The sequence below is a fragment of the Paraburkholderia sp. SECH4 genome (assembly GCF_030511745.1).
Classification (GTDB): Bacteria; Pseudomonadota; Gammaproteobacteria; order Burkholderiales; family Burkholderiaceae; genus Paraburkholderia; species Paraburkholderia madseniana.
The window spans coordinates 84,058-110,363 of the sequence record NZ_JALOCP010000016.1 but is presented as its reverse complement, the minus strand read 5'-3'; the positions used below and the strand labels follow the sequence as shown (position 1 = coordinate 110,363).

Annotated in this window: 17 protein-coding genes; 6 read left to right on the top strand and 11 right to left on the bottom strand. The window is 58.0% G+C overall.

From position 1 onward, the window contains the following. Positions 1 to 209: 209 nt before the first annotated feature. The 3 genes from M0D67_RS21740 to M0D67_RS21730 form a co-directional block, all read right to left on the bottom strand. Positions 210 to 1,373 carry a hypothetical protein gene (locus M0D67_RS21740; RefSeq protein WP_171926951.1) on the bottom strand — a complete coding sequence of 388 codons (1,164 nt, stop codon included), beginning with the start codon at positions 1,371 to 1,373 and terminating at the stop codon, positions 210 to 212. A gap of 114 nt (positions 1,374 to 1,487) precedes the next feature. Next, positions 1,488 to 3,833 (bottom strand): polysaccharide biosynthesis tyrosine autokinase, encoded by a 2,346-nt coding sequence (locus M0D67_RS21735; RefSeq protein WP_171926950.1) that lies wholly within the window; start codon positions 3,831 to 3,833, stop codon positions 1,488 to 1,490. Between the two features lie 307 nt (positions 3,834 to 4,140). Further along, complete coding sequence (locus tag M0D67_RS21730; RefSeq protein ID WP_266239606.1) at positions 4,141 to 5,358, bottom strand: glycosyl hydrolase; 1,218 nt, start codon at positions 5,356 to 5,358, stop codon at positions 4,141 to 4,143. 1,171 nt (positions 5,359 to 6,529) lie between these two features. Between M0D67_RS21730 and glf the strand changes: the two genes are divergently transcribed. The 3 genes from glf (at position 6,530) to M0D67_RS21715 (ending at position 10,685) form a co-directional block, all read left to right on the top strand. Continuing rightward, entirely contained in the window at positions 6,530 to 7,621 is a 1,092-nt protein-coding gene (gene glf, locus M0D67_RS21725) for a UDP-galactopyranose mutase (RefSeq protein WP_154559527.1), read from the top strand. Then, positions 7,618 to 8,589 carry a glycosyltransferase family 2 protein gene (locus tag M0D67_RS21720; RefSeq protein ID WP_154559463.1) on the top strand — a complete coding sequence of 324 codons (972 nt, stop codon included), beginning with the start codon at positions 7,618 to 7,620 and terminating at the stop codon, positions 8,587 to 8,589. The genes glf and M0D67_RS21720 overlap by 4 nt, the downstream gene beginning before the upstream one ends. 305 nt (positions 8,590 to 8,894) lie before the next feature. After that, positions 8,895 to 10,685, top strand: coding sequence for a PQQ-binding-like beta-propeller repeat protein (locus tag M0D67_RS21715; RefSeq protein WP_266239605.1), 1,791 nt, complete (start codon positions 8,895 to 8,897; stop codon positions 10,683 to 10,685). Positions 10,686 to 10,843: 158 nt separating this feature from the next. On the opposite strand, the gene M0D67_RS21710 is transcribed toward M0D67_RS21715, so the two are convergent. The 4 genes from M0D67_RS21710 to M0D67_RS21695 all read right to left on the bottom strand — a co-directional run bounded on the left by M0D67_RS21710 (position 10,844) and on the right by M0D67_RS21695 (position 15,942). Further along, the gene (locus M0D67_RS21710; protein ID WP_266239604.1) at positions 10,844 to 11,989 is read right to left on the bottom strand and encodes a hypothetical protein; all 1,146 of its coding nucleotides are present in this window, start codon (positions 11,987 to 11,989) and stop codon (positions 10,844 to 10,846) included. Between the two features lie 36 nt (positions 11,990 to 12,025). Beyond that, complete coding sequence (locus M0D67_RS21705) at positions 12,026 to 13,261, bottom strand: flippase (protein ID WP_266239603.1); 1,236 nt, start codon at positions 13,259 to 13,261, stop codon at positions 12,026 to 12,028. 214 nt (positions 13,262 to 13,475) lie between these two features. Then, positions 13,476 to 14,648 carry a glycosyltransferase family 4 protein gene (locus tag M0D67_RS21700; protein WP_266239602.1) on the bottom strand — a complete coding sequence of 391 codons (1,173 nt, stop codon included), beginning with the start codon at positions 14,646 to 14,648 and terminating at the stop codon, positions 13,476 to 13,478. Positions 14,649 to 14,784: 136 nt separating this feature from the next. Further along, positions 14,785 to 15,942 carry a glycosyltransferase family 1 protein gene (locus tag M0D67_RS21695; protein ID WP_266239601.1) on the bottom strand — a complete coding sequence of 386 codons (1,158 nt, stop codon included), beginning with the start codon at positions 15,940 to 15,942 and terminating at the stop codon, positions 14,785 to 14,787. Between the two features lie 619 nt (positions 15,943 to 16,561). Here M0D67_RS21695 and M0D67_RS21690 point away from each other — a divergent pair. After that, the gene (locus M0D67_RS21690; protein WP_266239600.1) at positions 16,562 to 18,223 is read left to right on the top strand and encodes a beta-glucosidase; all 1,662 of its coding nucleotides are present in this window, start codon (positions 16,562 to 16,564) and stop codon (positions 18,221 to 18,223) included. Positions 18,224 to 18,275: 52 nt separating this feature from the next. Here M0D67_RS21690 and wbaP read toward each other — a convergent pair whose 3' ends face one another. The 3 genes from wbaP to M0D67_RS21675 form a co-directional block, all read right to left on the bottom strand. After that, the gene (wbaP, locus tag M0D67_RS21685) at positions 18,276 to 19,757 is read right to left on the bottom strand and encodes an undecaprenyl-phosphate galactose phosphotransferase WbaP (protein WP_266239599.1); all 1,482 of its coding nucleotides are present in this window, start codon (positions 19,755 to 19,757) and stop codon (positions 18,276 to 18,278) included. A 45-nt stretch (positions 19,758 to 19,802) separates the two neighbouring features. Beyond that, the gene (locus M0D67_RS21680) at positions 19,803 to 21,023 is read right to left on the bottom strand and encodes a glycosyltransferase family 4 protein (RefSeq protein WP_266239598.1); all 1,221 of its coding nucleotides are present in this window, start codon (positions 21,021 to 21,023) and stop codon (positions 19,803 to 19,805) included. A gap of 184 nt (positions 21,024 to 21,207) precedes the next feature. Next, positions 21,208 to 22,695, bottom strand: coding sequence for a lipopolysaccharide biosynthesis protein (locus M0D67_RS21675; protein WP_266239597.1), 1,488 nt, complete (start codon positions 22,693 to 22,695; stop codon positions 21,208 to 21,210). A 283-nt stretch (positions 22,696 to 22,978) separates the two neighbouring features. On the opposite strand from M0D67_RS21675, the gene M0D67_RS21670 reads away from it, so the two are divergent. Then, positions 22,979 to 23,236: a hypothetical protein gene (locus M0D67_RS21670; protein ID WP_266239596.1), complete on the top strand. Its 258-nt coding sequence runs from the start codon at positions 22,979 to 22,981 to the stop codon at positions 23,234 to 23,236. Between the two features lie 35 nt (positions 23,237 to 23,271). Here M0D67_RS21670 and M0D67_RS21665 read toward each other — a convergent pair whose 3' ends face one another. Continuing rightward, the gene (locus M0D67_RS21665; protein WP_154559477.1) at positions 23,272 to 24,081 is read right to left on the bottom strand and encodes a Crp/Fnr family transcriptional regulator; all 810 of its coding nucleotides are present in this window, start codon (positions 24,079 to 24,081) and stop codon (positions 23,272 to 23,274) included. Between the two features lie 714 nt (positions 24,082 to 24,795). Between M0D67_RS21665 and M0D67_RS21660 the strand changes: the two genes are divergently transcribed. Then, positions 24,796 to 26,304 (top strand): mannose-1-phosphate guanylyltransferase/mannose-6-phosphate isomerase, encoded by a 1,509-nt coding sequence (locus tag M0D67_RS21660; protein ID WP_302273501.1) that lies wholly within the window; start codon positions 24,796 to 24,798, stop codon positions 26,302 to 26,304. The last annotated feature ends 2 nt before the right edge of the window (positions 26,305 to 26,306 follow it).

Sequence of the window (26,306 nt, the reverse complement as noted above, 5' to 3'; positions counted from 1 at the left end):
GTGAGCCTTCGAAAGCATCGCAGGAAGTCGCGCTGTCGACAGTCTCGCCGTTCCGCGGCTCGGGCCTTCTGCTCGATAACTCGAGGGGCGCGCCGCAGTCCCGCTCGATGCGCGGGCGCACAATCGCCGAAAAAAATGGGAGGACGAATCGAGACGATAACGCGTCACAGCCGGCCTCCAGCGGCAACGCGTCGCACGAGACAGCAAGACTAAGTCTTGCCGTACCGTGGCAGTGGCTCGAACTGCCGCGAAAGCTCCACGCGGTGAGCGCTGTATGCCGAAAACCGAGGCCAGTAGCAAATCACGTACGCAAGCGGAATAAAGGATGTGACAGTGGTCACGCTCACGGTGGCGCTGATGAGCAGGAAAATCAGCATGACGAAGCCGTCGCTCGCGGTAAACGCGATGACGCCAAAAAGAATCAGCGCACTGAAGATCCCCATTTCAGCGACCGTGGCAGCCAGACCGGCAAATGGCACACCGGCGTCCTCCATTTCGCCCTGGATCAAACGGATGTAGGGAAGGTACTTGTAGTGCGTGATGATGTCGTGTGCGGTGATGCCGCTGACGATATCCCCCAGCCGCGCATCGAACAGGAACGCGTAGCCGGCCAGCCGGTGGCCAAACGTTTCTGAGTCGAAGAAATCGTTCGATGCAAGGTACACCGAAATGGCCGCGGTCACCGCAAAGTACGCAACCATTGTCATCAGTGGGTGGACCGACCGCAATCTTGCACGCACGGGATAGAGCGCGGCAAAGAGGAACAGCGTCATCGACGATTTCGAGAAGCTAATGAAGAGGCCGATAAGGTAAATAGCAATGATTTTCTTATTCGGTGAATCGCTAAGCAGGTACACGATAAAAGACGTCACCAGCAGCGAAGAGAAGAATCCCGCCTCACGCGAAAATCCCGAGACGCGAGCAAAGTAAAACACCTCGAAGAAGTTCGTATAGGTACTGGTCGCATAGTTCCCCCAGATCAGTTTCGCGAGATTCGTCGGTCCGAGTTGCATCGCGAAATCACGGTCGATGTAGTACATCGCGAACTGCACGATTGCGAACAGGATGTTGATGACCATCCATGGATGAAGATAGCTGATGCGGCGTTCAGCCGTGTACATCAGGTAGCCTATGCAGATGGCAATCGAGAGGACCCGTACTGCAGCCGAAGGCGAAGTCAACCCGCTTGCCACGACCGCGATGAGCAACGGGCCGGCCCAACGACGAGCCGTGCCGCTCAGGAAGCGCGCGAACTCCGGATCGAGAAACGGGATCAAGAGATAAAAATATAACGTGATCCCGTTCACCTGCGGATTCAGAATAACGCAGGTAAAAAACATGTAGAACAGCGCGGATATCAGTCTGGAGTACATTGTTTTCTCAATGCAAAAACGCGCGGGGCAAGACGCTTACTCTTGACTCCTCCAGTCGCGCGGAATGGTCCTAGCCGGCTCATCCGGCAACTCTACACGCCCCGCCGGCGACGATCACGATTCGGCATGCTCTTGCGGGACACCCGCTGCAGAATAGGCTGCCGCATAGCCGTAGCTGCGTTTCTCGCTGCGCCGTCGCGGCATTGCATTGAAGATCATGCCGACCAGACGCGCGCCGGCGCGATCGAGACGCTGCGCGGTTTCTTCCAGTTCCCGTTCGCTCTGAGCGTTCGGACGTACCACGAGCAGCGTCGATCCCGCGACAGAGGCGATCAGATTTGCATCGCTGACTGCTAGTACCGGCGGTGTATCGATAATGATCAAGTCATACAGCTTGCCAAGATGCCCGACGAGTTGCTGCATGCGAGGTGTCGAGAGCAACTGCGACGGATTGTGTGGGAACCGGCCTGCGGCAATAAACGAAAGGCCATAAACATCGGTGTTCCGAATCACGTGATCAACGTTGACATGACCGTTCAGGACTTCGGCGAGGCCGCCGGCACCGGTCTGCTTGAAATTGGCGGCCAACTGGCCCCGGCGCATATCGCCGTCGATCAGCAATACGCGCTTGCCGGCCTGCGCATTGATGACCGCCAGATTTGACGATACAAAACTTTTCCCCGTGCCGGGTGTCGCACCCGTCACGACGAGCACGTTATTCGTCGCGTCCTGAATTTGCCGCTGCAACGACGCACATATGCCCCGCAACGCCTCAATCGGTATGTCATCGTGCCCGTCGGTCGCGAGCAGGAAGCGGCCGGTGGCCCACTCTGCGTCTCGCAAAGCAGCGCCACTATAGGCCAATCTGGGAGGCGATCCGGTTGCGCCTCCGGATACTTTCTGTTGCGCTCCACCAGTGAGGCGACCCTTCGTTGACTGCGAGTTCGAATTCAGCGCACGATCCCGTCGGGCTTGCTCATCACTGAACAGCACCTGACCAAAGACCGCCAGGTTCAGATGGCGCCCGGCCATCGTCGAGTGCTCAAGCGTGGACGACCATAGGCGCCGGACAAAGACATACAGAATCGCCGCCATCAAACCGCCGACGGCACCCACGCCTATAACCAGGGCCCGCTTCGGCTTCACGGGATCCACGGGCAACAGCGCGGTGTCGATGATGTGCACATTCCCGAGCGTGCCAGCCTGCGTCACAGCCAGCTCGTTGGACTTGTTGACCATCGCGACGTAAATGTCCTCAGCGACCTTTACGTCGCGAGTGAGATCGGCAGCCCGGCGCTCGGAGGCGGGCAACTGGTCGAAGCGCGCTTCGAACGCGCTTTTAGCTTTTTGCAGAAGCTCGATCTGGCTATCGACGGTCTGCACGTCACGTGAGGTCGGTGTGAAGTGACTGGCCAACGCCGCTCTTTGTACTTTGAGCATCGCGATCTGGCGGTCGAATTCAATGCTGCCCTGAAGGTACGACGAAGCTTCGGTACCCGCTTGCATCGAACTCGACGCGGTTCTGTACTGACTCAGTTCGGCCTCTGCATGGGTCAGGTTCGCGTGAAGCTGCGGCAATTCTCCGACGATGAACTCGCGGGTCTGGAGCGCCTCTGCGCGATGCTGTGCGATGTGGGAAGCGATGTAGCCTTGGGCGATGCCGTTGGCAATGGCCTGGGCCAGTTCTGGATCGGGGTTTTCATAAACGATCTGTACGACGCCCGTCTCCTTGCCCGACTCGCTGACCTTCAACTGGTGCAAGAGACGTTCGATTGCCTTGACGTCGCTAAAGCGCACGAGCGTGAATTGGGTTCCAGGGCGCGCTACGAGCCGCTCCATGGTGAGTGCCACGCCGTTGGCCTCAGCCGGTATGCCGGGGGCGCCCTCGAGGAGCGTGCGTCCGGCAACGGCGAGCCGGTAGCGGCCGCCGTTAAGGACGGTCAACGTTAGCGGTTTGTCTTCAAGCATGGCGGGAACGGTCAGTGAACCGACGGACGCGTCCTCTCCGCCCCATGCATAGCTTCTCAAACCGCCGAGTGCCGGCATAGGCGTGCCCGGCGTGGCGAATTGGCGGGTGATCGCGCTGATAACCGGGATGTCGTTCGCCGTAATTGAGGTGTCCCGCTTGAATTTACTGATCACCGGCACAAGCACGCTCCGGCTTTGGATGATCTGAATCTCCGCCTCGGTAGGCAGCGTGGACGGGACGACGTGGTCCAGCGCCTTCGAAGCCTCACCGAGCGCGTTGGGCTGAGGGAAATCGACCTTGACCAATGCATCCGCGGAATACATAGGCGTCGCGATAAAAGCGTACAGCGCAGACGCGCCCGTCACCAGGAGAACAATGCAGATGACCAGCCCAAGATTGTCGACTATCAGCCGCCATAGTTCGCCGCCGGAGAACGCGTCCACGTTATTCCGCAGCACAACCGGCGGATTACCGGAAACACTCGTATTCATACGTCGGACTCCTTGTGTGTTGGGACCGGAACGAATCGCTGGCTCGCGAACCGCTTTCCTCGAAAGCGCTGCGCCGACTGTAGTGCGCAAAAGACTGGATCTATGGGTCCGGCGAGCTCGCATGCGGGTGGTGTCTCGCTTCGCAGATTGTGGCGTCGCAGCAACGCGGTCTGTGCTTTACCGCACACGACTCCAAAATCGCGCCACCCATAGTGTTTCCGAAAAAAGAACAGCCTACGGCTTGCAGAAAGCACGTAGGCTGCACGGGTAGAGGCTTGTTACGCTAGCAGGCTAGCGAAATGGCGGATCAGACGGGATTCGCGGCAACGAATTGTTTGAAGCTCGTGTAAGCCGGGTTCTTCGTGACACCATCTTCTTGCACGAGGCCATAAGCCGGATCGATCAGGCAATACATCATGATCGACTGGATGTTGTATTGATCCTTGAGCGCACGATACTCCTTCAGCGCCGCGGTCGTGTAGCTGGCCGCTTGCGCTGCGCTGTCCTGGCTGCCCGACCAACCCCATTCCGTCAACCAGATCGGCACGTTAAAGGAGTCCTTCAGAACCTGCAGTACGTTCAGGCACGCGTTGTTTTGCCATCCACAGGTGATATCGCCTGAGCTTTGGTACCAGTGGTACGTCGTGTAGTCCCAGCGGACTTGCTGCTGACCCGAAACGCCGTTGGCACTGCCATCAGGCTGGATACCGGACCACAGCATCTGCAAGCCGCGGTATGCAAGCGGGATACCGACATTCACGCCACACTGAATCGACGAGTCGATCGCCTTGACTCCGTCGATCATGCCACGGATAACGCCGCGGAACGCCGGCCAGATGGCGGGGCTGTAGTTGCTCGTCAGGCTGCCGTTACCCGTGGTGATCAGGCCAGTCGCGTCGAGTTCGTTACCACACTCGATGTACTTGACGAGCCCCTTGAGCGGCTTGGTGCATGCGACCGCCAGGTTGTAGCCCAAGGTGTACGCCGCCGATTCGGAGCCATTCTTATTCCAGCCAGCCGAAATAGGATTGAGCACCGGCATAATGGCGACGCCGCTGCCGGCAAACGCACCGGTCAGTGCGTTGGCGACCGTTTGAGCCATTCCGCCATCGGCGACGTCAACGCGATAATTCGTGACGCCGAGATCCTTGAGCAATGCCAGTTGCGCGGCCGCCGACATGGTGTGGTAGATGCCGCTGGGGTAGGCAAGATGGCCGTTCATGCCGTAGAACAGCGCGCCGGAACTCGGTGCGGCGACGGTGACTGAAACAGACGTCGTGGTCTTGGTGCCGCCCGGCTGTCCGGCCGCGACGGTAAATCCCATCACGTCGAACTGATGCGAGCCTGTGGACAGTTTGGTCGTGTCAACCTTGATAGCGAACGTACCGTTGCTCGGTTTCGTGTCGGCGCCAATCTTGGCGCCGCTCGCGTGGTCGAATACGCATACGTTGACCCAATTGCTGCCCGCGGTGCCTGTCACCATGACAGAACCGGATACAGTCGCGTTGGCTGTCGGGGCGGTCACCGTAAAACTGCTTGGGGTTGCCGTGTTAGCCACCTTCGCGCTATTGGCTACCGCGCCGGGCGAGTCTGCGCCACCGCCACCGCATGCCGAAAGGGCGAAGGACCCTGCGCCCGCAACCAGGCCGGCGAGAAATTTCCTTCGAGGGACAGATGCAGTGGGAATTAAAGCGGGGACGGAATCCAGAAGATGTGTCTGATTCCTTGATCGTTTAGATAAGGTCATGAGTACAACTTACGCATTTCTGTTTGGGGATCGCAGTATATGCGTCACACTTTTTCCGATGTTGTAACTGGATGTAAAAATCCGACGAAAAGGCGATCATTCTCCATACCTAATACAAAAGGTAAATATCTGCATTACTGATACGCAAAATGAGAACGAGTGTGTGCGCGCGCACATATCTTTGTTGCATTCACGCGGTGAAAAAAAAGAATTAGTTCCGTTAATTATCTATTCACAGAAGTTTAATTTTGTGCTCGCGGCTTGCCGCCGGGCGATTCCCCGGTTTACCACGCTATCCGCCCCTTATAAAAAACCACTCGGCAATGGATTTATTCATACGAATATGCAAGCAGATCGCCCCCTCCAATTTGTATGATTAATAAATCCGGCATTCAGACAAATTGATTAAGTAGGTAATTTCCCTCATTCAGCGAATCAAATTTACGCTTTCTTCACATTAAATAATCAAAGGTGCAGTGGACTCATCAAAATCCCATGCGACCCCAATCAAACCGACTATAAATATCCGTTCGGCAGACTGAAGGTGAGGCGGTCCATGTGATTCGCTCTCCATACAAAAACATCGACCACCGCCGAAGTAGTCAACCGCAAGAAATTAGCTCGCGACACCCGAACGCGCGGTACACGACGGGATTTGCGCTGTGTGCGCAAACGTACCGAAGGCGAAATATCAAGTGGGCACCCTTCTCCTCGGTGACGTTGTCTGCACGGTCGCGTGCAAGACACCGCATTCCCGGCCCCGTCCTGCTCATGCCTGCTTTTGATTTGCAGCGCGGCCGCGTTTTTCGAAGGTGACCAGTGCCGGATCCGGCGCGTGCCCGTTCCACCGCGATGCCGTTGGGTGCCCGAGCTCTCCACGGCCGTTCATGTGCTGCTGATGACTTGAATGGCCGCCACCGTTGCGCGTTTCTCTAAAGGACTTCGAGAGATGAAATATGATGCCTTGATCGTGGGGGCCGGCTTTGCGGGCGCAGTGTGTGCTGAGCGCCTTGCCGCTGCCGGCAAGCGAGTGCTGATCATCGATAAGCGGAGTCACATCGGCGGAAACGCGTTCGATTGTCATGATGAGAACGGCGTGCTGATCCATCCATACGGTCCGCACATTTTTCACACATCCGGCAAGCGAATTTTCGAGTATCTGTCGAATTTCACCGACTGGCGGCCCTACGAGCACCGTGTACTAGCTCATGTGGACGGAGAGCTTTATCCCATCCCTATCAACCGGACGACGATCAACAGGCTATACGACCTTGATCTGGACGAGCAGGGCGTGACGGCGTACCTCGAATCCGTTCGCGAGCCCCGGGACTCTGTCGCGACGAGCGAAGACGTGGTGTTAAGCAGCGTCGGCCATGATCTCTGCGAGAAATTCTTCCGCGGCTATACGCAAAAGCAGTGGGGACTCGACCTCTCTGAACTGTCAGCGGGGGTCGCTGCACGCATACCGACCCGCGCAAACGACGACGACCGCTACTTTACCGATGCGTTCCAGTTCATGCCCGCCCAGGGTTACACATCGATGTTCGAGAAGATGCTCGAACATCCGAACATCGAGGTGCGCCTGTCAGAGGATTTTCGCGCCATCAGGTCGATCGTGGAACGCGAGCACACAATCTATACGGGGCCCATTGATGCCTATTTCGACTTTCGCTTCGGCAAGCTCCCCTACCGCAGCCTGTTCTTTCAGCATGAACATCTGGGCGAAGTAGAACGCTTCCAGCAGACCGGGACGATCAACTACCCTAACGACCAGGAATACACGCGGATAACGGAATTCAAGCATCTGACCGGCCAGCAGCATAGCGGCACGTCGATTGTGAGGGAGTATCCGCGAGCCGAAGGTGATCCGTACTATCCCATTCCTCGTCCCGAGAACGAGGCGCTTTTCAAGCGCTACCACGAACTCGCGGAGGCCACGCCCGACGTCACGTTTGTCGGAAGGCTCGCGCAATATCGTTATTACAACATGGACCAGGTTGTGGGCGCTGCGCTGAAAGCCGCCGAGGAGCTGATCGAATGAACCCCGTAAGCGCTGCCGCAATCGTTGTTTCGTACAACCGGCGAGCCTTGCTGGAAGAATGCGTCGAAGCGCTGCTTGCTCAAACGTGGCCCGTCGATGCGATTTACGTAGTCGACAACGGCAGCAACGACGGTTCGCGCGAGTATCTGGCTGCCGTTGAGGCAAAGCACGACAGGGTTTTCGTCGTTCTGTCGGAGAGCAACACCGGCGGGGCCGGCGGTTTCGCAAGGGGCATCAGCACTGCCTTTGCCAAAGGCTTCGATTGGTACTGGCTCATGGACGACGACGCAGAGCCTATGCCCGATGCGCTCGAAAAACTGCTGGTGTCCAAGGACGCCGCACGCACTGACGTTGTTGCACTGTGCGGCACGGTATTTGGCATCGATCGGCGTGTGCAGTTCTGGCATCAGGGAACGTTCGACGAACGGATGCGACTCATTGTGTCAATGCCCGAGCACCACGCGGCCGCTTCCTTCAAGACCGACTATATGTCGTTCGTTGGAGCGTGCATTCGGCACGATGCGATTCAACGCGTAGGGTTCCCCGCCCACGAGTACTTTGTGTGGAACGACGACGTCGAATATACCGCGCGCCTGAGCCGCATTGGTGAACTGCGTTGCGTAACCGCCTCCCAGATGACGCACAAGGACGGAGAAAACCGCGATATGATCCAGCGTCCGCGCTCTTTGCGCGCGTGGATCGAGACCAGGCGCATGCCGGCAGCAACGCAGTGGAAGTACGCGTGCGGGCTGCGCAACTATGTCGATATGGTGTTCAGGCATCGCGGTCCCGCACCGTTTTGGGCCGCATCGATTTTTGCAAGAAGGCTTGTTCGTATTCTCGTCTTCGGCGATCGCCGTTTTAGCGTCATCGTGCTCTATGTCCGCTACTTTGAACAGGCAGTGGGTCGAAGGCAGTTCGATACAGTCAGACCGACCGACTGGAAGAGATCGCTTGGCGATTCCTGAGCCCGACGGGGCCCGCAGCAAGCGACCTCCCTTGATAGGCCCACCGCCGCATACCCGCACATTACAGTTGAAGCGTCATTTCATCCTCGCATGGAGCGCGCTATTAATATTTATCATTCGTAAGGAGAACTGTCGTTTCGACAAAGCTTAGTCAAATAACGCCTTTTCTCGCGCTTCGGTTCTGATCGCCTCCTAGGATTGATTTCACGATTGCAACGCGCGTCCTTGTCGTAAATCGTGGTTAGAAGTCGCCTGTTTGCGGACTTCTCAACATTGCAATAACTTGATGTTCAGGAGGTGGATTTATGGCTAACGCACTAAGCAGAATCAACGCTGCTCGATTTGTTGCCGCTTTGATGCTCACCGGCATGGCCGGTTCAAGCGTACAGGCGCAAAGCTCGAACGCAGCACCAGCAGCGACGCTCGCGCCGGATCTTGGGGCAGCCGCAGCGGCGGCAGCAAAGGTACCGTTCCCGTTCCCTCATGGCCTCCACCCGTTCGGCAACGGACCGCACGTCGCGCCCGCCAGCGCGCTCGACGGATCGGAGATAGACAAACAGAACGGCGGAAACACGGTCAATCCGAATCGATTCCGCGACGATAGCGGGCCGGCCGCCGATACGCCATTCCAGGCTCCCGAACTAGCAACCGCTGCTACGTTGGCCCGGATACCGGGAGCCTCCACCGCCGCGACCTTTACAGCAACCGACTGGCCGACGTATGGCATGAACAGGCAGCGGACCGGGTATAACCCTGTCGAGACGGTGCTGAACGCGACCAACGTGAGCACGCTGAAACAACACTGGGTGTCCCCTGTTCTTGACGGCGCCATCCTGACTCAGCCGGTTTTGGCTACCGGCGTGTTGATCAACAACGTTCCGACCGATATCGTCTATGTTGCGACGGAGGGAAACACAACATGGGCGCTGAATGCCACGACGGGGGCCACCATTTGGAAGAGTGCCCCCATCCCTCAGGCAACTCTGTCGCAGGGCTGTAGCGGGCTATTCAAAGGCAAGATTGGTGTGCAGGGGACGCCCGTAATCGACCATGCCAACAACCGCCTGTTCGTCGCGAGCGGGAAAGGTTACTTGCATGCGTACGATATGGCGACCGGCGTCGATCTCCCGGGCTTCAACTTGCCTCTCCTCGACGCGGCGAATGCTTCTCCGCTAACGATGGTGTACGGCGGTTTGACGCTCAGTCCCGACGGTTCCTCAATATACGTTGCGACGGCCGGTGACCCCTGCGATACGCAGCCGTACCACGGACAGGTTATCCGCGCCTCGACCACCAACCCAGCCGCCATTCTGCAACGCTGGTTCCCCACCGGGGCAACCGGACCGAACGGGGGCGGCATATGGGGCTTTGGGGGCGTATCGATTCCACCTGACGGTACAGTCGTCTATGCACTGACGGGCAACGCATTCGCCACCCCCGAAAACGCAGGGTTCGCCGAACACGTCGTGAAGCTCACCCCAACCCTGGCGGTGGCCGCGTCGAACTCACCACTTACTCCCTCGCCCAACGCAGACATCGACTTCGGCGCTACGGCATTGCTGTTCCAGCGTCCCAACTGCCCGACGATGCTCGCTGCCTACAACAAGTCAGGCCCTCTGTTCATTTATAACCGGGCCACCATTCAGCAGGCGGGTCCCATTCAAACGATGACGATTGCTCAGAGTTCGAACGACGGCAGCAACATAGGCATGCCTGCGTTCGACCCGGTGCTCAATCAGCTTTACGTCGTGTCTCCCTCCGATTCGGGGACTTTATATAAGCACGGGCTCATTGCACTGTCCATCGGTAGCACCTGTTCCGTCAACCCCAAACCTGTGTGGCAGACGCAAGTCGGCATCAACAGCCCCAACTTCAATCCGGCTATTCCGCCGGTCGCCGCAAACGGTGTGGTCTACTACGCCGACGGGATGGGCAACGATGTGTATGCGTTCGACGCGACAACCGGAGCCATACTTTTCCACGACCACTACACGCCAGTTCAATCCGGCGAGGGTAACTTCTCGTCGCCGTCGGTCGTGAATGGGCAGGTCTTCGTCGCGGGCAGCGACCATGTGGTTCATGCCTATGGCCTTTAACTGATCAAGCTGCCCGGGGCAAGCCGTGCACGTCAACTCACGCGCGCGTCTCGGGCAGCCCTCGTCATCCACCCGTCTTCTTTCCCTTGCGTCTCTCCCGCTATCGCTAAAGCCGGATCTACTCGGCCTCCCAATTTTAAAAATGCCTTCGCGCCCGATTATCTCAGCTCCCCTGGCACGCCACGCGCGCTGCGCGCCGGCCAAAGCCAAACCAGGCGCCGCCGCACGGCACCTTTTATCCGTTTCGGCGTAAGCTTCCCAAGCCACTCCGGCCTCGGCGCGGCCGGTGCATTCAATCGATCTTCAAGCCAGCGCAATCGCGCCTCATTTTCCCGCTCACGATCAGCGTAGAGCACTAGAGGAAACGGGTGCGCAAGCCGCGGGCCATAGAGCGCGAGCGCCGTGTCCACGATGTCGCGGTTCTCCTCGCGCTGCGTGAAGTACGCAAGATGGACAAACGGTACGCGGCGCACGCAGACGATACGGAGATCGTTGCGTTCGCAATGCATGTGCATCATATGCTCGTCATCGCGGCCCCCGTCGTCGATCGCATCCCACAGCGACTTGCGAAACAGGATGCAGCCGATCGAATAGCGAGATTGCGATGGCACATCGCACTGCTCCAGCGATTGCGTCGCAGCGATGAATGCGTCAGGCTGAAGGGTGGTGCGCTCGTGCAGCCAGCGCGCGATGTGCGGATAGCCCCATATGGTGCCGTTCGTACCGGTCTCGATCTGCTCCGCCGGAATGATCCGCAGCGGAAAGCGCCCGCTGCTGCCCGACCCGACGAAATGCGGATGCGCCTGCGTGGCAAAGTACTCCTGCTCCAGATTCATCGCCTTCAGCAGCTGAGGAAAACCCCATGCGTTGTTATTGATGAGCGGCGTCACGTACGCCAGCTTCCGGCCATTTCCTCGCTCAGCGCTGTCATAGGCCTCGACCATCTGGTCGAGCCATTGATGCGCAATCGGGAATGCATCGTCGTCGACCTTGCAAACCAGGTCGATGTTTTCGAACTCCGGTTTGGACAGTAACTTCCTGATCGACCGATAGGGGTCCCCTGGCACGATGTCGTCGACGACGTTGACGACACCGGGAAACAGTCTTTCGTAGCGCCGGGCCACACCGAGGGTCCGCTCGGCGTCGTACCCGCCGCGGCAATTCTGCAGCACGTAGAACGGCACACCCGGCGGTCGGTAAGCCATTTGACTCGCAAGCGCCAACTCGAGCGCCGCATAGTCGCGACACGCAAGTATCACTACAGCCATTCTCCGTGCCTCAACGTCTGGATGCGATGTGTTCATGCGTCAACTCCTTTTAACAAACTCGTGCATTTGGCATTAATCAGTCGATGCCCTTGCCAGGAAAATCGGAACTCTTTTCTTAACCAGGTAAAGCGCCATGCAGCCGGTGACAAGCGCTTCTGTCGCAAGTATCGACATCGCTGCGCCTTGCGCCCCAAAACGAATCGAAAGCGGCACCAACAGCGCGACGTTGAACACACCGGATCCCAGCAGGATCTCGCTGAATTTTTTCTTCATGCCGAGCGGTAGCATCATCTGGAGCCCAAGCACGTTGTTTAGCGCCACCATCCATGGCACAAACGCCATCCACCGTAAAACGTCGACCACCGGCGCATATTGAGGTCCCATACCGATGCGAACGATCCATGGAGCAAGCGCCCAGAGCATCACCGATACGACGAACATGATTGTGCTCATCGCGTAAAGTGCCTTGCGCACGAGCGCATAGGCCTTCACGGTGTCCTCGGCAAACAGTGCATTGACGCGCGGATACATGGCGTTGCTGAGCGGCGCGATCAGGGACTGCGCCACGTTGCGAATCTTGTCGGCGGCACCAAAGTAACCTAGCGTTACGTTACCCGCCAGAAATCCGAGCAACACGCTGTTCGTCGTCGTATAAAGACTGATTGCAGCGGTCGCCATGAACACGTGCCATCCGTCCCTGAAGGCTCCGATGACATCGCTTACGCCCGGAAGCCAGAACGAGATCAATCTCATGCGCGCGATCAGCGTCAGTGAGATCAGCCCGGCGACGACGGTGCTCATTGATGCGATGAGCGCCGCTCGCCACGTGTCGTCGGGCGAGTGGACGAGGAGGTAGGTAGCGGGTATGACAAGCAAACGTGCGCTCAACGTTGATATGGTGACAAAGGACATCCGCTCCAAACCCTGGAAGAGCCATTGCGGAAATAACACGGTGCCGATCACCAACGGAAAGGTCGCAAATATGATGGGCCGAATCTCAATGAACTTCGGCACCAGCAAAACGCCAAGTACCAGAAGCGCAAGGCCAACGCACGCTACCAGCGTTTTGGCCACCTGCGTTTTCCAGAAAATTCTCGAAACAGCGTCGCGGTCGTTCTGCACCCTTGCAATCTCACCCGTAGCTGACCAGTTAAAGCCGTAGTCGGCCAGCAGGACCAGATAGGTCACCACCGCCTGAGCAAAAACGTAGGCGCCAAAGTGGTTGGGACCCAGCACGCGGAACAGATACGGTAACGTCGCGAGCGGCAGCACCATATTCGCCACTTGCAAGACCGACAGGGCCAGCATGTTCCGCAATATTCCGTGCGCCATAGTGGGTCAGTCCGTGGTTATTCACCGATTCTCTGAATGCAGGAGGAGATGGTGCGCGAGTTACGCGCGCATCCACCACAGAGCAGTTGCCCGATCGACTTTTCTACGCTTGGATATGCTAAATAGTTTTCGACCACCGTCACCTATGGAACCGCCTGCCATGCGTGCTGCCGGCGGTCCGTGTCTGGGTCTATGTCATCCGCATGATATGTGCCAGCCGCTCCGCATAGCACTGAGGCAAAAATGGGCTAACGTCGTAACGCCGCTCCGGCGTAGCGAGATGCGCGGCAAGCCCATCGAGCGCCGCTCGAAGACTTTCAGGGTCATCGCGATACGTTATCTTGCTGCCGACGGCATTGCCAAAATCCAACCGATGGGCGCCCTCCCGGATCAGCGTGGGCAACCCCAGCATCGCCGCCTCGACAATGACAAGCGGTGCGACTTCCATCCCCATTGACGGCAGGACGATCGCATCGGCAAAACGTCGCAGTTCCGAGAACAACCGGTCCTGCGGCAGGCTGCCGAAGAAAACAAGCTTTCCCGACTCGACCAGCGGCGCATATCGTCGCTCGATCTCGTCGCGGTCGGCACCGTCGCCGAAAACACCTATGCGCTCGATACGCGCAAAATCGATCGAGCTCGCGAGCGCGATAAATTCCGCGAGACCCTTCTCGCGTACAACGCGTCCGACAAATGCAAGGCTGAAGCGCTCCCGATCGCGCACGCTCACCGGCTTGTTCGTCACACCGACGACCGAGGGGTTGTAAAGGACCACCGTGTTGTCGATCCCTCTGCGATGCAAAGCCTCCTGCATGAAATCACTTGGACAAATTATCCGATCGAAGATGCGCTCTGGCTTGTACACCGCGCGCACTGTATGCCAGTAGGCTTTCGAAAAGATGTCGTGGATTGCGCCTTTTGCGCTGACGCGCAACATTAAGACATGCCCCGTTTGCAACGCGTCGAGCGTCAAATGCTCGATATTGCCGTTCACCATGTAGTGCAGCGTCGGGTTGTAATAGATAAGATGAAAATCGTGACATGTCATATACGCGGCGTAACCTAACTTTCGCTTGTATCGAGCGATCACGCCGAGGACCGATGCTGACAAAGCATTGTGGTAGTTGTGGACAAGAATCCTATCCGGCCGGAAGGTGCCAAGGGTTTGCTTGAGCGCGCGCGCGGCCGCCAGGTTCCACGATCTGGATAGCAACGACAAACTCCCCTGGAATCGGCTGACGTCAAAGCATTCCACTTCCACGCCGGACATTGCGCGTAGAAGGTCAGCGGACTGCCGATAGACGACCTCCGCCCCGCCCTTTTGCTCGAAATCGTTGATAACCAAGACTCTGTATTGCTGCATGCCTGCCTCTTGTCAAGCAAGCGCGGTGCGCTCCACCAAGCAAGAGTACTTGGTGGCATATGAAACGCTATGTTCGGAATCGCACCGAAGCTCAGGTTGCGGTCCTGATCCCTGGCTACCGGGCAAGCGTAACAAGTCAAAACCTTGATGCGACGGGAGGTGCGCAGACCGGGCGAGTGGCCCCGCCCGCCCCGAGCTGTTGCTCGAGAACATCCAGCAACTGACGTGCGGAGCGCTCCCACCGGAACTGGCGCGCATGCTCTCTGCCGCGTGCGCGCCAGACGTCGCGCAGCGCTGCGTCGCCCATCAACTGCGCCACTTTGTCGGCGATGTCTTCGACAGAGCGCGCGTCGCAATAGACCGCGGCATCGCCGCATATTTCCGGCAGCGATGCTTCTCGCGATACAACCACCGGACAACCGCACAACATCGCCTCGAGCGGCGGCAAGCCGAAGCCTTCATAAAGCGAGGGAAACACAAAACAGGCTGCATTTTCATACAGCGCACGCAACTCACCGTCCGATACGAAGCCGGCGGCGACGATGTTCTTCGAGAGGTCGTAGCCCACCTTGGCTTTAGGATTGAAGATCCGCAAATCGCACCCGCCGACAACCACAAACTTCCAGTCGTGACGCTCACTCAGGTGCTCGATTGCGGCAAGCACGCGGGCAAGGTTTTTTCCTACTGACAGATTGCCGACTACAAGGATATAACCGTCGTGCTGTAGATTCAGCCGTGACAAAATCAACTTGTCCGCCGCGATTCTGTCGAAATGGTCCACGCCATTCCAGACGACCGAAATACGCGACGCGTCTATCCCGAGACGCGCCATGATTCGTTTCTTCGAGAATTCCGACACCGTCACGATGTGACTGGCGCTGTGCTTCAAGATTGAAAACGCGAAGCGATACCAGAGTCTGAACTTCCAGGAATAGTTTTCCGGCAAATCGTAGACCGCCACGTCATGCATCATGACCACGTGACGACGTGCGAACAACGGCCCCATGTTGCAGAGGCTAAGCAGTGTTCGCCCGCCGGTCGCGAACGGCAGCGCAAGTTGCTCCCACGAAGAACCCTTCAACCAGCGCCCGACCGTTTTTGCTTTCGGCAGCGCGACGTCCGTGCGCGCGTCAACGGGAAGTAGCAACGGGAGGTCGGTGTCCTCGGGAAACAGTCGCTGAAACGCCATCGCCAGTTCATAGCCAACGCGTTGCACGCCAGTGATCCGCTGCGATGCGAATTTGCCGTTAATTGCAAACCCCGCAAACGGTACCGGCCAGTTGCGACTTTGCATCGCGCCAGCGTCGGTTGGCGTCGCCGTCTGAACGGAAACAACTTTCCGATGAGTGTTGGATCGCTCCGCAAACTCGTCCATCAGATATCTCCCCAGATGATCCTGAGACCGCAGCGCCGTGCGCCCAGGTTTCGCCCGCGACGTTCGAATTACGTCGCCTTCCGATTTGTCGCACCATTCCGGCGTGCCAGACGGTGCGGGTGCCGAAGCCGGTCGCCAGCCATCCCAAGGCTGCATTAAGCAATCTCGCGGGAAGCTCCCTCAGTACGGTTTCACACACAAGGCCCGGCGGCAAACGTAAGTGAGGTCCGGCGCGGGCACGCAGTACCGGACGCGCCTGGTTTGACCAGACCGGCACGGCGTTGGGCACCGAACGTCGCCCGCGAACCGGAATGTCCGCAGCAGGCAGGTGACGGAGGTGTTCACATCAGCGCACGTAAGCGCGCAGCCGACCGCTTTGAAAGTTCGATTCCGTACTGATGAGTGGAGCCGCGCACCCTATTTTGGTCTGGCCTGTCGCCTAGAAAAAGCGGCGTCCCGCGTGGCCTCTCAGCACCCGCATCTTTGCTCGTCGAACCGAACGGGCTATTTCCACGAGCGATCCAACGAGGATGATCCCATGCTGACGATTCACCTCCATCGAAGCCTTTTAAAACCATCCCTACTCCGGCGCACTACGCTGTCCGCATTCTTTTTTCTGGCTTTCTCGAGCGCCTCATATGCTCAGTTTCAGATACGCCTCGCTAGTCCGCCGGGCTCGCTAGTCATGCCGATAAACGAAAAGAAGGTCGTCCGGTTCGTCGTCGCGACGCCGGACGATACGCGCCAGGCAAAGTTAACGGTCAGCGTGTTCCCCTATGACAGCAATGGCAAATTGATGCCGGCTGCGCTCACCACGTACCAGAAAACCATCAGCGACATACCGGGAGGCAAGGCGATCGACGTCAGCATAGCCGTACCGCGCTCCGGTTTGTTCCGCGTCAACGCGACCTTCAAATCGCCGGATGGAGAAACGCTCGACAAGACAGCGACCACGCTGGCCGTCGTCACGAAACGCGACGAAGTGGGGCCTTCCGACTTCGGTGTCGTCACCCATTTTGCTCAGGGCGGCACACCGCCGCCTTCGGTACTGTTGCCGCTCGTCAAGCAGGCCGGGTTCTCGTGGATTCGAGACGAACTCTATTGGGAGGCAATCGAACGAACGCCGGGACGCTTTAACTTTCCCGCGCGTTTCGATACGTACCTTGCCGCATGTGCCCAGTTCGGCATTTCGCCTTTAGTCGTTCTCGACTACGGTAACCCGGTTGCTTACCCGGCGCTCTTTTCGCAATCGAACTTTCCGCAGTCACCCGAGGCCCGGGCGCGGTTTGCCCGATACGTTGATGCTGTGGTCGCCCGGTACGGTAGGACGGTTAAGCATTGGGAGGTTTGGAACGAGCCGGATTTCGGCAAGATCAACTACCCCACCTACCTTGCCCTTTTGAAGGACACGTTCGGCGCCATCAAGCGACGAAGTCCGGACGCATCCGTGATTTCCTGCGGCGGCGGCGGCTCGGGCGGCGGCCCGGGGGGTGATTGCATTGTTGGATTGATGAAGGGCGGAGGGCTGAACGACCAGGACGGCTTTAGCGTACATCCCTATATGCCGCCCAATACGCCAGAGAGAGGCTATCGAGCCACGGGCGCGCCGATCGATTTCGTGAGCATTCCAACGGTGTGGCCCTACCTGAAACGACTGACTGCAGACAATGTGAAAGCAGATGGGCGACCACTACAGATTTGGGTGACGGAGTTAGGCTGGCCTGTGAATCCTAAAGACCCCGGGCAAGATGAAGCAACGCAGGCGTCCAATCTCGTGCGCACCTATTTGCTGTCGCGGCGCTATGGCACGGTTAAGGTGGTGTTTTGGTACGACTTTGTCGACGATGGCACCGACGTCAACAACATCGAGCACAACTTTGGCTTGCTGCACCACGATTTGACGCCCAAACCGGCGTTCGTCGCTGCTTCGGTATTGAGCAGCACGGTCGGCAAGCGTAACTGGGCAAAGGCGCTAGTCGACGCGGAGAGCGTCAAGGCGTATCAGTACGGAACCGATGATCCAGTCGTCGTCGGCTGGACCACCGATGGCAAGGAAAGTACGGCCTCCTTACACCTGCCGGCCGGAAGATATGTTCAGCGCGACTGGCAAGGTGTCGATACGCCTGTAACGATCACGGCACAAAGCTTCGACTGGCGAGTGGGCCCGATGCCCCGTTACCTCATTGCAGATAGACAGTAACCTACGGTGTCGTCGGTCCGAGTAGCCGGCGCCGGTATCCGCATCCCGTCGATCAGTATGCGCCGTCGCGCCGGATCACCACGGCGACCGTCTTCAACATGATCATGATGTCGTACCAAAGCGACCAGTTTTTCACATACCACGCATCCAGGAAAACGCGCCGCGCGTAATCCGTATCATTGCGACCGCTCACCTGCCAGAGACCCGTCATGCCCGGCTTTGCCAAGAAATAGTAAGCGGATTCCTCTCCGTACCGGACGATCTCCTTTTCGATTACCGGGCGCGGTCCCACAAGGCTCATATCCCCGCGCAGCACGTTCCACAACTGCGGCAATTCGTCGAGGCTTGTTTTGCGCAGTAGCGCACCAATTGACGTGATCCGGACATCGTCCTTCAGTTTGAAATCCTTCTCCCATTCGGCCCTTGCGACTGGATCGCGTTCGAGCAATTCCTTCAGCACCTTCTCGGCATCAGGCACCATCGAACGGAATTTGTAGCAGTTGAACTTTTTGCCGTTTTGTCCGATACGCGTGTGCCCAAAAAACGCAGAACTACCGTCCTTGGCCACCAGGGCCGCAATGATCGCGAAGATGGGCAGCAGCATGAGTAACAGAAATCCTCCCACCACGACGTCGAAGCTCCGCTTGAGAACTCTGGCCGAAAAACGCGCGAGGTTGTTTTGCACGCGCAACATCATCACTTCGTGGCCGAAGAAGTACGATATGTCAGTACCGCATAACGGCACGCCACGCATTGATGCCATCACAGTGACGTCGCGAATGCCGTACTTCGTGAGTCCACGAACCCACATATCGCGCAAAGCGCGGTGATCGTGCTCCAGCGCTATCACAACCTGTATGCCAGGCAACGATCTGAACGTCGCGGGGGTAATGCCCTGCAGAATGGGGGCGTCCGAGACAAAGATCGCCTCTTTGTCCACAGCAGCCTGGGCGTCCGGCGCGACATAGGCGATCACGTCCACACCCAGAAACGACTGGTTCGACAGTGCCCGCCTGGCTTCCAGCGCGCTTTCCCCACACCCGACAATGAGCGTTGGCCTTTTCCACAGGTTTGCCCAGTCGAGTGCGCGCTTTGTCACCGATCGGAACACGGGCACGCAGATCAGGGCGCCGCTCCAGGTCAAGGCCCACCATCCGCGCGAAAACGTACCTTTGGCCAGCGCGGTAAGCGCCAGATGAATGACCGCGAGCACGATCAACATCCGGAAAATCTCCTGGAGCTCACGCCACATGGGCCTGCGACAGGAGTAGTGCCGCAACCTCGCCCAGAACCACACGGTTCCAATACAGGCTAGCGCCAGGTAGATCAGCATGGGCTGATGTGAAAAGATCGACCACACGCTCTTCTGCGACTCGGCGACAAAGCTGCCCAGCACGCGATTCGTCACCAGGAGTGCCACAGTAAAGCCAACAATGTCCGCGGCCGCCAGTGCGACTTTATTCGTCAGGGCAGGAAATGGAGTGACGCCCAGTTCAGGCAGTGATGCGTATTCGATTCTGATGGTTGAGTTCACTTGGCATTTCCTCGTGTTGAGCAGCCGGCAGACCTTCCAGACCGATTAGGATGGAAGCGAAGTCACGCCAAACTCCGCCGGTTCTTCTTCGACTGCCATGGCGCACACCGGCGGTCGAATTGACGCACGGAGCTTGCGCCAGACGCGAGAATTCCGGTGCGATTCCATGGCCTTCAGGACGACTGCCAGGAACCCCCGACGAAAAGCCGCCTCGGAAAACCGCTCCGCATTGGCACGACAACTGTCGGGCAAAAATTGATCGGCGCTCGCTTCAAATCTGCGTACCGCAGCTTGCACTGATTCGACTGTCTGCTCTTCGAAGAACACACCCGTCGGCAGCGGCTGTGTGTCGTCGATCACCGTTTCACACGCCCCGCCCTTACCGAACGCAATCACAGGGGTGCCGCATGCCTGTGCCTCCACAATCGAGATGCCGAAGTCTTCCTCTGCAGCGAATACAAATGCCCGCGCACGCTGCAGGTAGTCCCTGAGGACGGGGAAGGGCTGATGCCCCAGGATTACGACGTTGGGTCCCGCCTTGGAACGGATCTTTTCCATATCGGGACCGTCCCCGATCACCACCAGCGAACGTTCAGGCATGGCCGAAAAGGCCTCCACTACCAGATCCACCTTTTTGTACGGCACCATTCTGGAGACCGTGACGTAAAACGACTCCTTGTGCGTGCCTAACTCGAAAGCCTCGGTGTCTACCGGGGGGTAAACGACTGTCGCATCGCGGCGGTAAACACGATTAACACGGCGCGCAATAAAGTCCGAATTGGCAACGAACGTATCGACTCCGTTCGCCGTACGCACGTCCCACGTGCGTATGTAGTGCAGCGCGACGCGCGCGAACAACGAACGAAAGCCCTTCAGCAGATTCGCTTCCGTCAGGTACTGATGCTGCAGATCCCACGCATAGCGGATGGGCGAATGAACATAGCTGATATGAAGTTGATCGGGTCCTACCAGCACGCCCTTCGCAACGGCATGCGAACTTGAAAGAACGAGATCGTAAGCAGACAGGTCAAACTGCTCGATCGCTAGCGGAAAGAGCGGCAAATAGTTACGGTACTTGCGTTTGGCGAACGGCAGCTTTTGCACGAACGAGGTCGTCGCCCTCTTCCCTTTCAAAAAAGCACGATCATCCATGAAGTCGATCAAGCTAAAGACATCGGCTTCAGGAAAGCATTCGAGCATCTGTTCAACCACGCGTTCGGACCCGCCAAATGTCACTAACCATTCATGAACAATTGCAACCCGCATCGCGATACCTCCATGATTGAACGGTTCAGCAACCGTGGCGCGGTCATGCCGCAGTGCGCCATTACTGCCGATCCTAGGCGGCACCTTGCTACCCTTCGGTTCGGATTCGCACAGAAGGCCTTCCGGCTGAACGATGAATTTGCGACGTCACCGACGATCACGTCGAAGAGAACATGCAACGCGTTCAGTTGAAGACGAGACGCCCGGCGAGACTGCGCGCTTTGCGTTGCGAGATCGGTGAGACAGCCACGGCGGCCACCATCATTGACAGCCACATGAGGAGGAGGAAAACGAAAATCTGAGTTCTCGATGCGCGAAGCAGGGTTGTGTAGTGAAATGCGAAGCCTACTAATCCCGTCGCCACAGTGCGCGCGACCATATCCCTGTGCCACCTCATGTTGATACCTGGCAGGAATTTGCGGTGCACGATACTGACCCAGACGAGCACCCGGAACAGACCTAACGCAAGCCACGCATAAGCCACGCCGACTGCCCCATTGTTGAGCGAACCCAGGAAAACGGCCGGTACGAGAATCACCAGGAATGCGACGTTACCCTTGATCTGCAGGGACAGATTTCCTTGCGCGCATTGCACGAGGAAAGCCAACTCCGCAATAGCGGAACATGCGTTACCGATCGCATAGCACTGCAGGACACGCCAGGCTTCCGGCGTCGAGGGCGCGCTCGCTGACCACAGCCTGAGAACGAGGTCAGGCGCTATTGCAAAGATCATTGCAGCAGGAATGACCACGATCATCGTGATCTCGCTCGCGAGCAGATAGCTCGGTATGATGTTCCGGCTATCGCCCACGCCGTTGGCGGAAAAGCGCGGAATAAACGCCTGCTGGACCGGATTGGCCAGCAGCAGGATACCGCTGGCGAGAAGCGTGGCCATGCTAAATACGCCGAATGCTTGCAGAGACAGAACCTTCGACAGAATGACCTTGTCGATCTGCGTGGTGGTCGCCCACACGAGCGCGGAGAACGCGATGGACAGTGACAATCTTGCGCGCGCCGATAATGCGGCGCGCGAAAACGTTCGTGTGAGTAGCGGCGCTTTTATCACGCGGGCAAGCAGCAATCGCATGACCAGGCTTTCGCCGGCAATTGCGCCCAGTTGCCACAGGAAAAAAACGTCGATTTGCGGCCACCTCGCGATGACGGGAACAACGAGCGCAGCCCGGATGACGGCAAAGCCCACAACCACTCCGTTGAGTGTGGCTTGCCTGTCTATGCCCACCATGCCTGCTCGATAGACCGAAGAAAGCCAACGCGACGAAGCGGTTAAAACCATCAAGACAAACGCGATTTCGATTTCGTGCGCAGGCAACCCTGCCGCGTGCAACCAGTCTTTCGCAAAGAACGGTGCCACCAGCAAAGAAAGCACGAAGAGCAGCGTGCACATGGCCGCCACGAATTTTTCGAGTGACTGCAGGAGGACACTCGCCTCCTTCCTTGATGCTTCATCCTGCGCGCGCGCAAGTTCGCGACACAATGTGGGCGAAAGTCCAAGATCCAATATCTGCACCCACGCTTGCAACGCGGCATTGAGCGCGATCAGACCATACGCTTCGACGCCAAGATATCGAACGTACGCCGGCACCATGACGATGCCGAGCGCAACGGTAGCAATCTGGCCAGCATAGTTGGCGAGCAGGCTGCGTCTAAGCATCGTCGTAAGAGGAGGAGGGAATACATTGCGCAGTGACTGTAGCCGCCCCAAATCATGAGCAATGTGCGAATGCGAACACAGCCCCTTCCGGCGGCTCCGCATCAGGATCATTACAAAGTGGTTCGGATGCCGAATCGTAACCGGCCACCGCCCGATCGCAGACCACGGGCTATTCGTCGAATAGCGGCGAATATTGGCAGTTCTTTCAAAAATGCCCGGCCCTAGCCGTATGTCACACTATGACTGTCAACCCATTATTCCGCGCGACACAGCGCGACTTTTCGTGGACGCCATGCGCCTTTTGACCATCCTTGCCATACTCGAAATCGTTGCGGTAATTTTTGCCGTATCGTTATGCGTGGCGGCGCGGCGCACCGATGAACGAACGGAACGCGCGCTATCGCACGACGAAGTCGAGGCCCGACGGCAGGTTGCCGGCGTGCGTCGGCACGTGCGGCGGGCCCCGTTCCGCAAGCGCATGACGTGGCGCTGGCTGGCGGCCGTGCTGCGAACTCGCGATCATGACAAAAGCGGCAACTGACTCTGGGTGCTGCCCCGCCACGTGACTTTCAGACGTCAACGTCCGCTACAGACCACCTGGCGTTCGCGCTCCCTGTCTCTGCGGTACACGGGCGGTGGCGAGGCAATCGGTGTGGCCCCTTCTTTCTCTGCCGCACTAGCGAGCAGCAGCCGGCGGAATTCCCGTTTGACGATCCCATAGCACTCGCAGGCATGCTCTTCCAGACCTTCGCGGTCGAGTACGGTAATGTGACCCCGACGCATGCTGATGAGTCCGGCGTCCTGGAGCTTGCCCGCCGCTTCCGTCACGCCCTCGCGACGGACGCCGAGCATGGTCGCGATCAGTTGCTGGGTGACGACCAGTTCGTCCGACTTCAGCCGATCATGGGTGAGCAGGAGCCAGGAGCTCACCTGCTTGACGATGTGATGGTGCCTGTTGCAAAGCGCATTCTGAGCGATCTGGGTGAGTAACGCCTGGATGTAAAGCAGCATCAGCTTATGCACGGGGCCATGCTGCTCGAACTCGCGCTTGAATATCTGGGCGCTCATGGAGTAGGCATAGCCGCCGCTGCGCACTTCGATACGGTTGGGCATGGTCGCGCCGCCCATCAACACCGGAACGCCGATCACGCCTTCGTTACCGACAGCGGCCACCTCCGCAGTCGCGCCGTCCGCCATCAGAAAGAGCATCGACACAATCGCCGTAGTCGGGAAATACACGTGTTTGACGGTTTCGCCTGAGTCCGAGAGTAATTCACCAGCGCGTAGTCGCTGAAGCTTGAGGTGAGGAGCCATCAATGCCATCTCGGGCTCCGGTACGACGGCTAGCAGGTGATTCGCGAATGGATAGTTCGTAAAGTCGAGCATGGTCGTTTCCTGCCGGTCTTAGCACACCAAAAGGCATGCAGAGTGTGAGGGCAACGGTTTACCGCCTAAAAATTACTGCACTGCGATAGTCCACTGAAGTGCCCGGTAGAAATGCCCGAAGGCATTACCCCATGGGCATTCCTTCTTTAGCCAGAGGCGTGCCATACGTTTCAAACGACTGTTTTTAAAGGACTTTATTAATAGATGTCGATCGGGCGCCGGATTCGGTCCGCGAACCGTCTCATATCTGAACAACTTTGCGGGCTCAGCGAATTTCTGTGGCGCGGCGCAATAATTGCTGCGACGCGGTGCGTTTCGAGATAGACGTACGCCCTGCGGGCTATGGCGGAAGATAGGGTTCGCAATACGCCCCGCGAGCGCGAGAGAGGGCAGCGCCGAACACCCGAGTTCGAACCAAAAGTGTCTCAGTTCTGAACCATGCTTAAACTCCAGACATCACGTCTGGATGATTAATTCGCTATCCTGCGTTCCTCTTTCTAATCATACGAATCATCACTTTAAACGACGCGCGGATTAGCGTGGCTAACCATGCTTCGCGTATTACATAACCACGTCGCAAACCGTTAAGTTCGAATCCGCACAGAGAGGCTCTTGTTACCGACATATGGTGTCCCCGTTGCCACTTCGTTGTCTGAATCAGGGCGAGGCCCTTCGCCATGACGAAGGCTTGCCCACCTAAAACGGAGCCGCCGGATGACTATCGCATTTGCGCCTCAATCGAAACTGCTGCAGTTCACGTCCATGACTGACGAGCGACTATCGATCCAGCCGGTGATTCTGGCGGGCGGGGCCGGCACGCGACTGTGGCCCCTCTCCCGCGAGCAATATCCGAAAGAGCTCATCGAGCTGATTGGAGAGGAGTCCCTGCTGGCCACGACCGCACGACGCCTTGATGGCCTTGAAACGTTGTGGCCGGTTTCCAGCACCCTGCTTTTAGTGTGTGGCGAGAATCATTGCCACATCAGTGCGGAACAGCTAGGCGAGTGCGGCAAACCGTCTCGCATTCTGCTTGAACCGTCAGCACACAACACAGCGCCTGCGCTTACTGCGGCGGCGCTGGAGGCGGTCGCCGGGGACAAGGATGCCGTGCTCGTTGTGATGCCTGCAGATCACGTTGTCCCCGACGCACCCGCATTCCAGGACGCCGTGTCGCGCGCCGCGCACTATGCCGCCGACGGCGCCGTCGTCGCCATCGGCATCGTGCCCCGCCACGCCGAGCCGGGCTACGGATACATTCGGGTAGGCGTGCCGTTGGGAAGCGATGACGGCTTCGTCATCGACCGGTTCGTCGAAAAACCACACCGTGAGCTTGCGGAGCAGTACGTTCGGTCCGGCGAATATTGGTGGAACAGCGGCATCTTCGTTGTCCGGGCTTCGGTCTGGCTATCGGTTATCCATGAGCTGCACCCGGCGATTTACGCCGCCTGCGAGGCCGCACACCGCAACCGTTCACTGGTCGGCAAGTTCGTGCATCTCGCTGCGAGAGACTTCGACGGTTGTCCTGACGAATCGATCGATTACGGTGTCATGGAACGACTCGGTGAATGTAAGGGCACCTGCGGCGTTGTTGTGCCGATGGATTCGTCGTGGTCCGATGTCGGCTCATGGGATGCCGTCTGGCAGATGATGCCGAAGGATCCGAGTGGAAACGTGGCGCGCGGCCGGGTCATCTTCGAAGACACCGTCAACACCTTTGCGCACTCCCAAGGTCGTCTCATTGCGTGCGTTGGTTTGAACGGCGTAGTAGTCGTCGAAACAGCGGATGCGATCCTCGTCGCGGACAAGCAGAGCGCCCAGCAGATCAAGTCCGTCGTGTCACGTATTCGTGCTGAGCACGGTTCAGAAGCGAATCACCATCGCATGGTGCATAGGCCGTGGGGTTTTTACGATTCGCTGGACTCGGGCGATCGCTTTCAGGTGAAGCGTATCGTCGTCAAGCCGGGCGGCAGCCTGTCGCTGCAGATGCATCACCACCGGGCAGAGCATTGGGTTGTCGTTCGCGGGACAGCGCAGGTGACGTGCGGCGAAAAGACCTTCCTGCTGAGTGAAAATCAGTCCACCTATATTCCGCTCGGCACGGTGCATCGCCTGAGCAACCCGGGAAACACAGCGCTTGAGATGATCGAGGTGCAGTCTGGTGCGTATCTGGGCGAAGATGACATTGTCAGGTTCGAGGACAACTATGGACGCATGCATTCCTGACG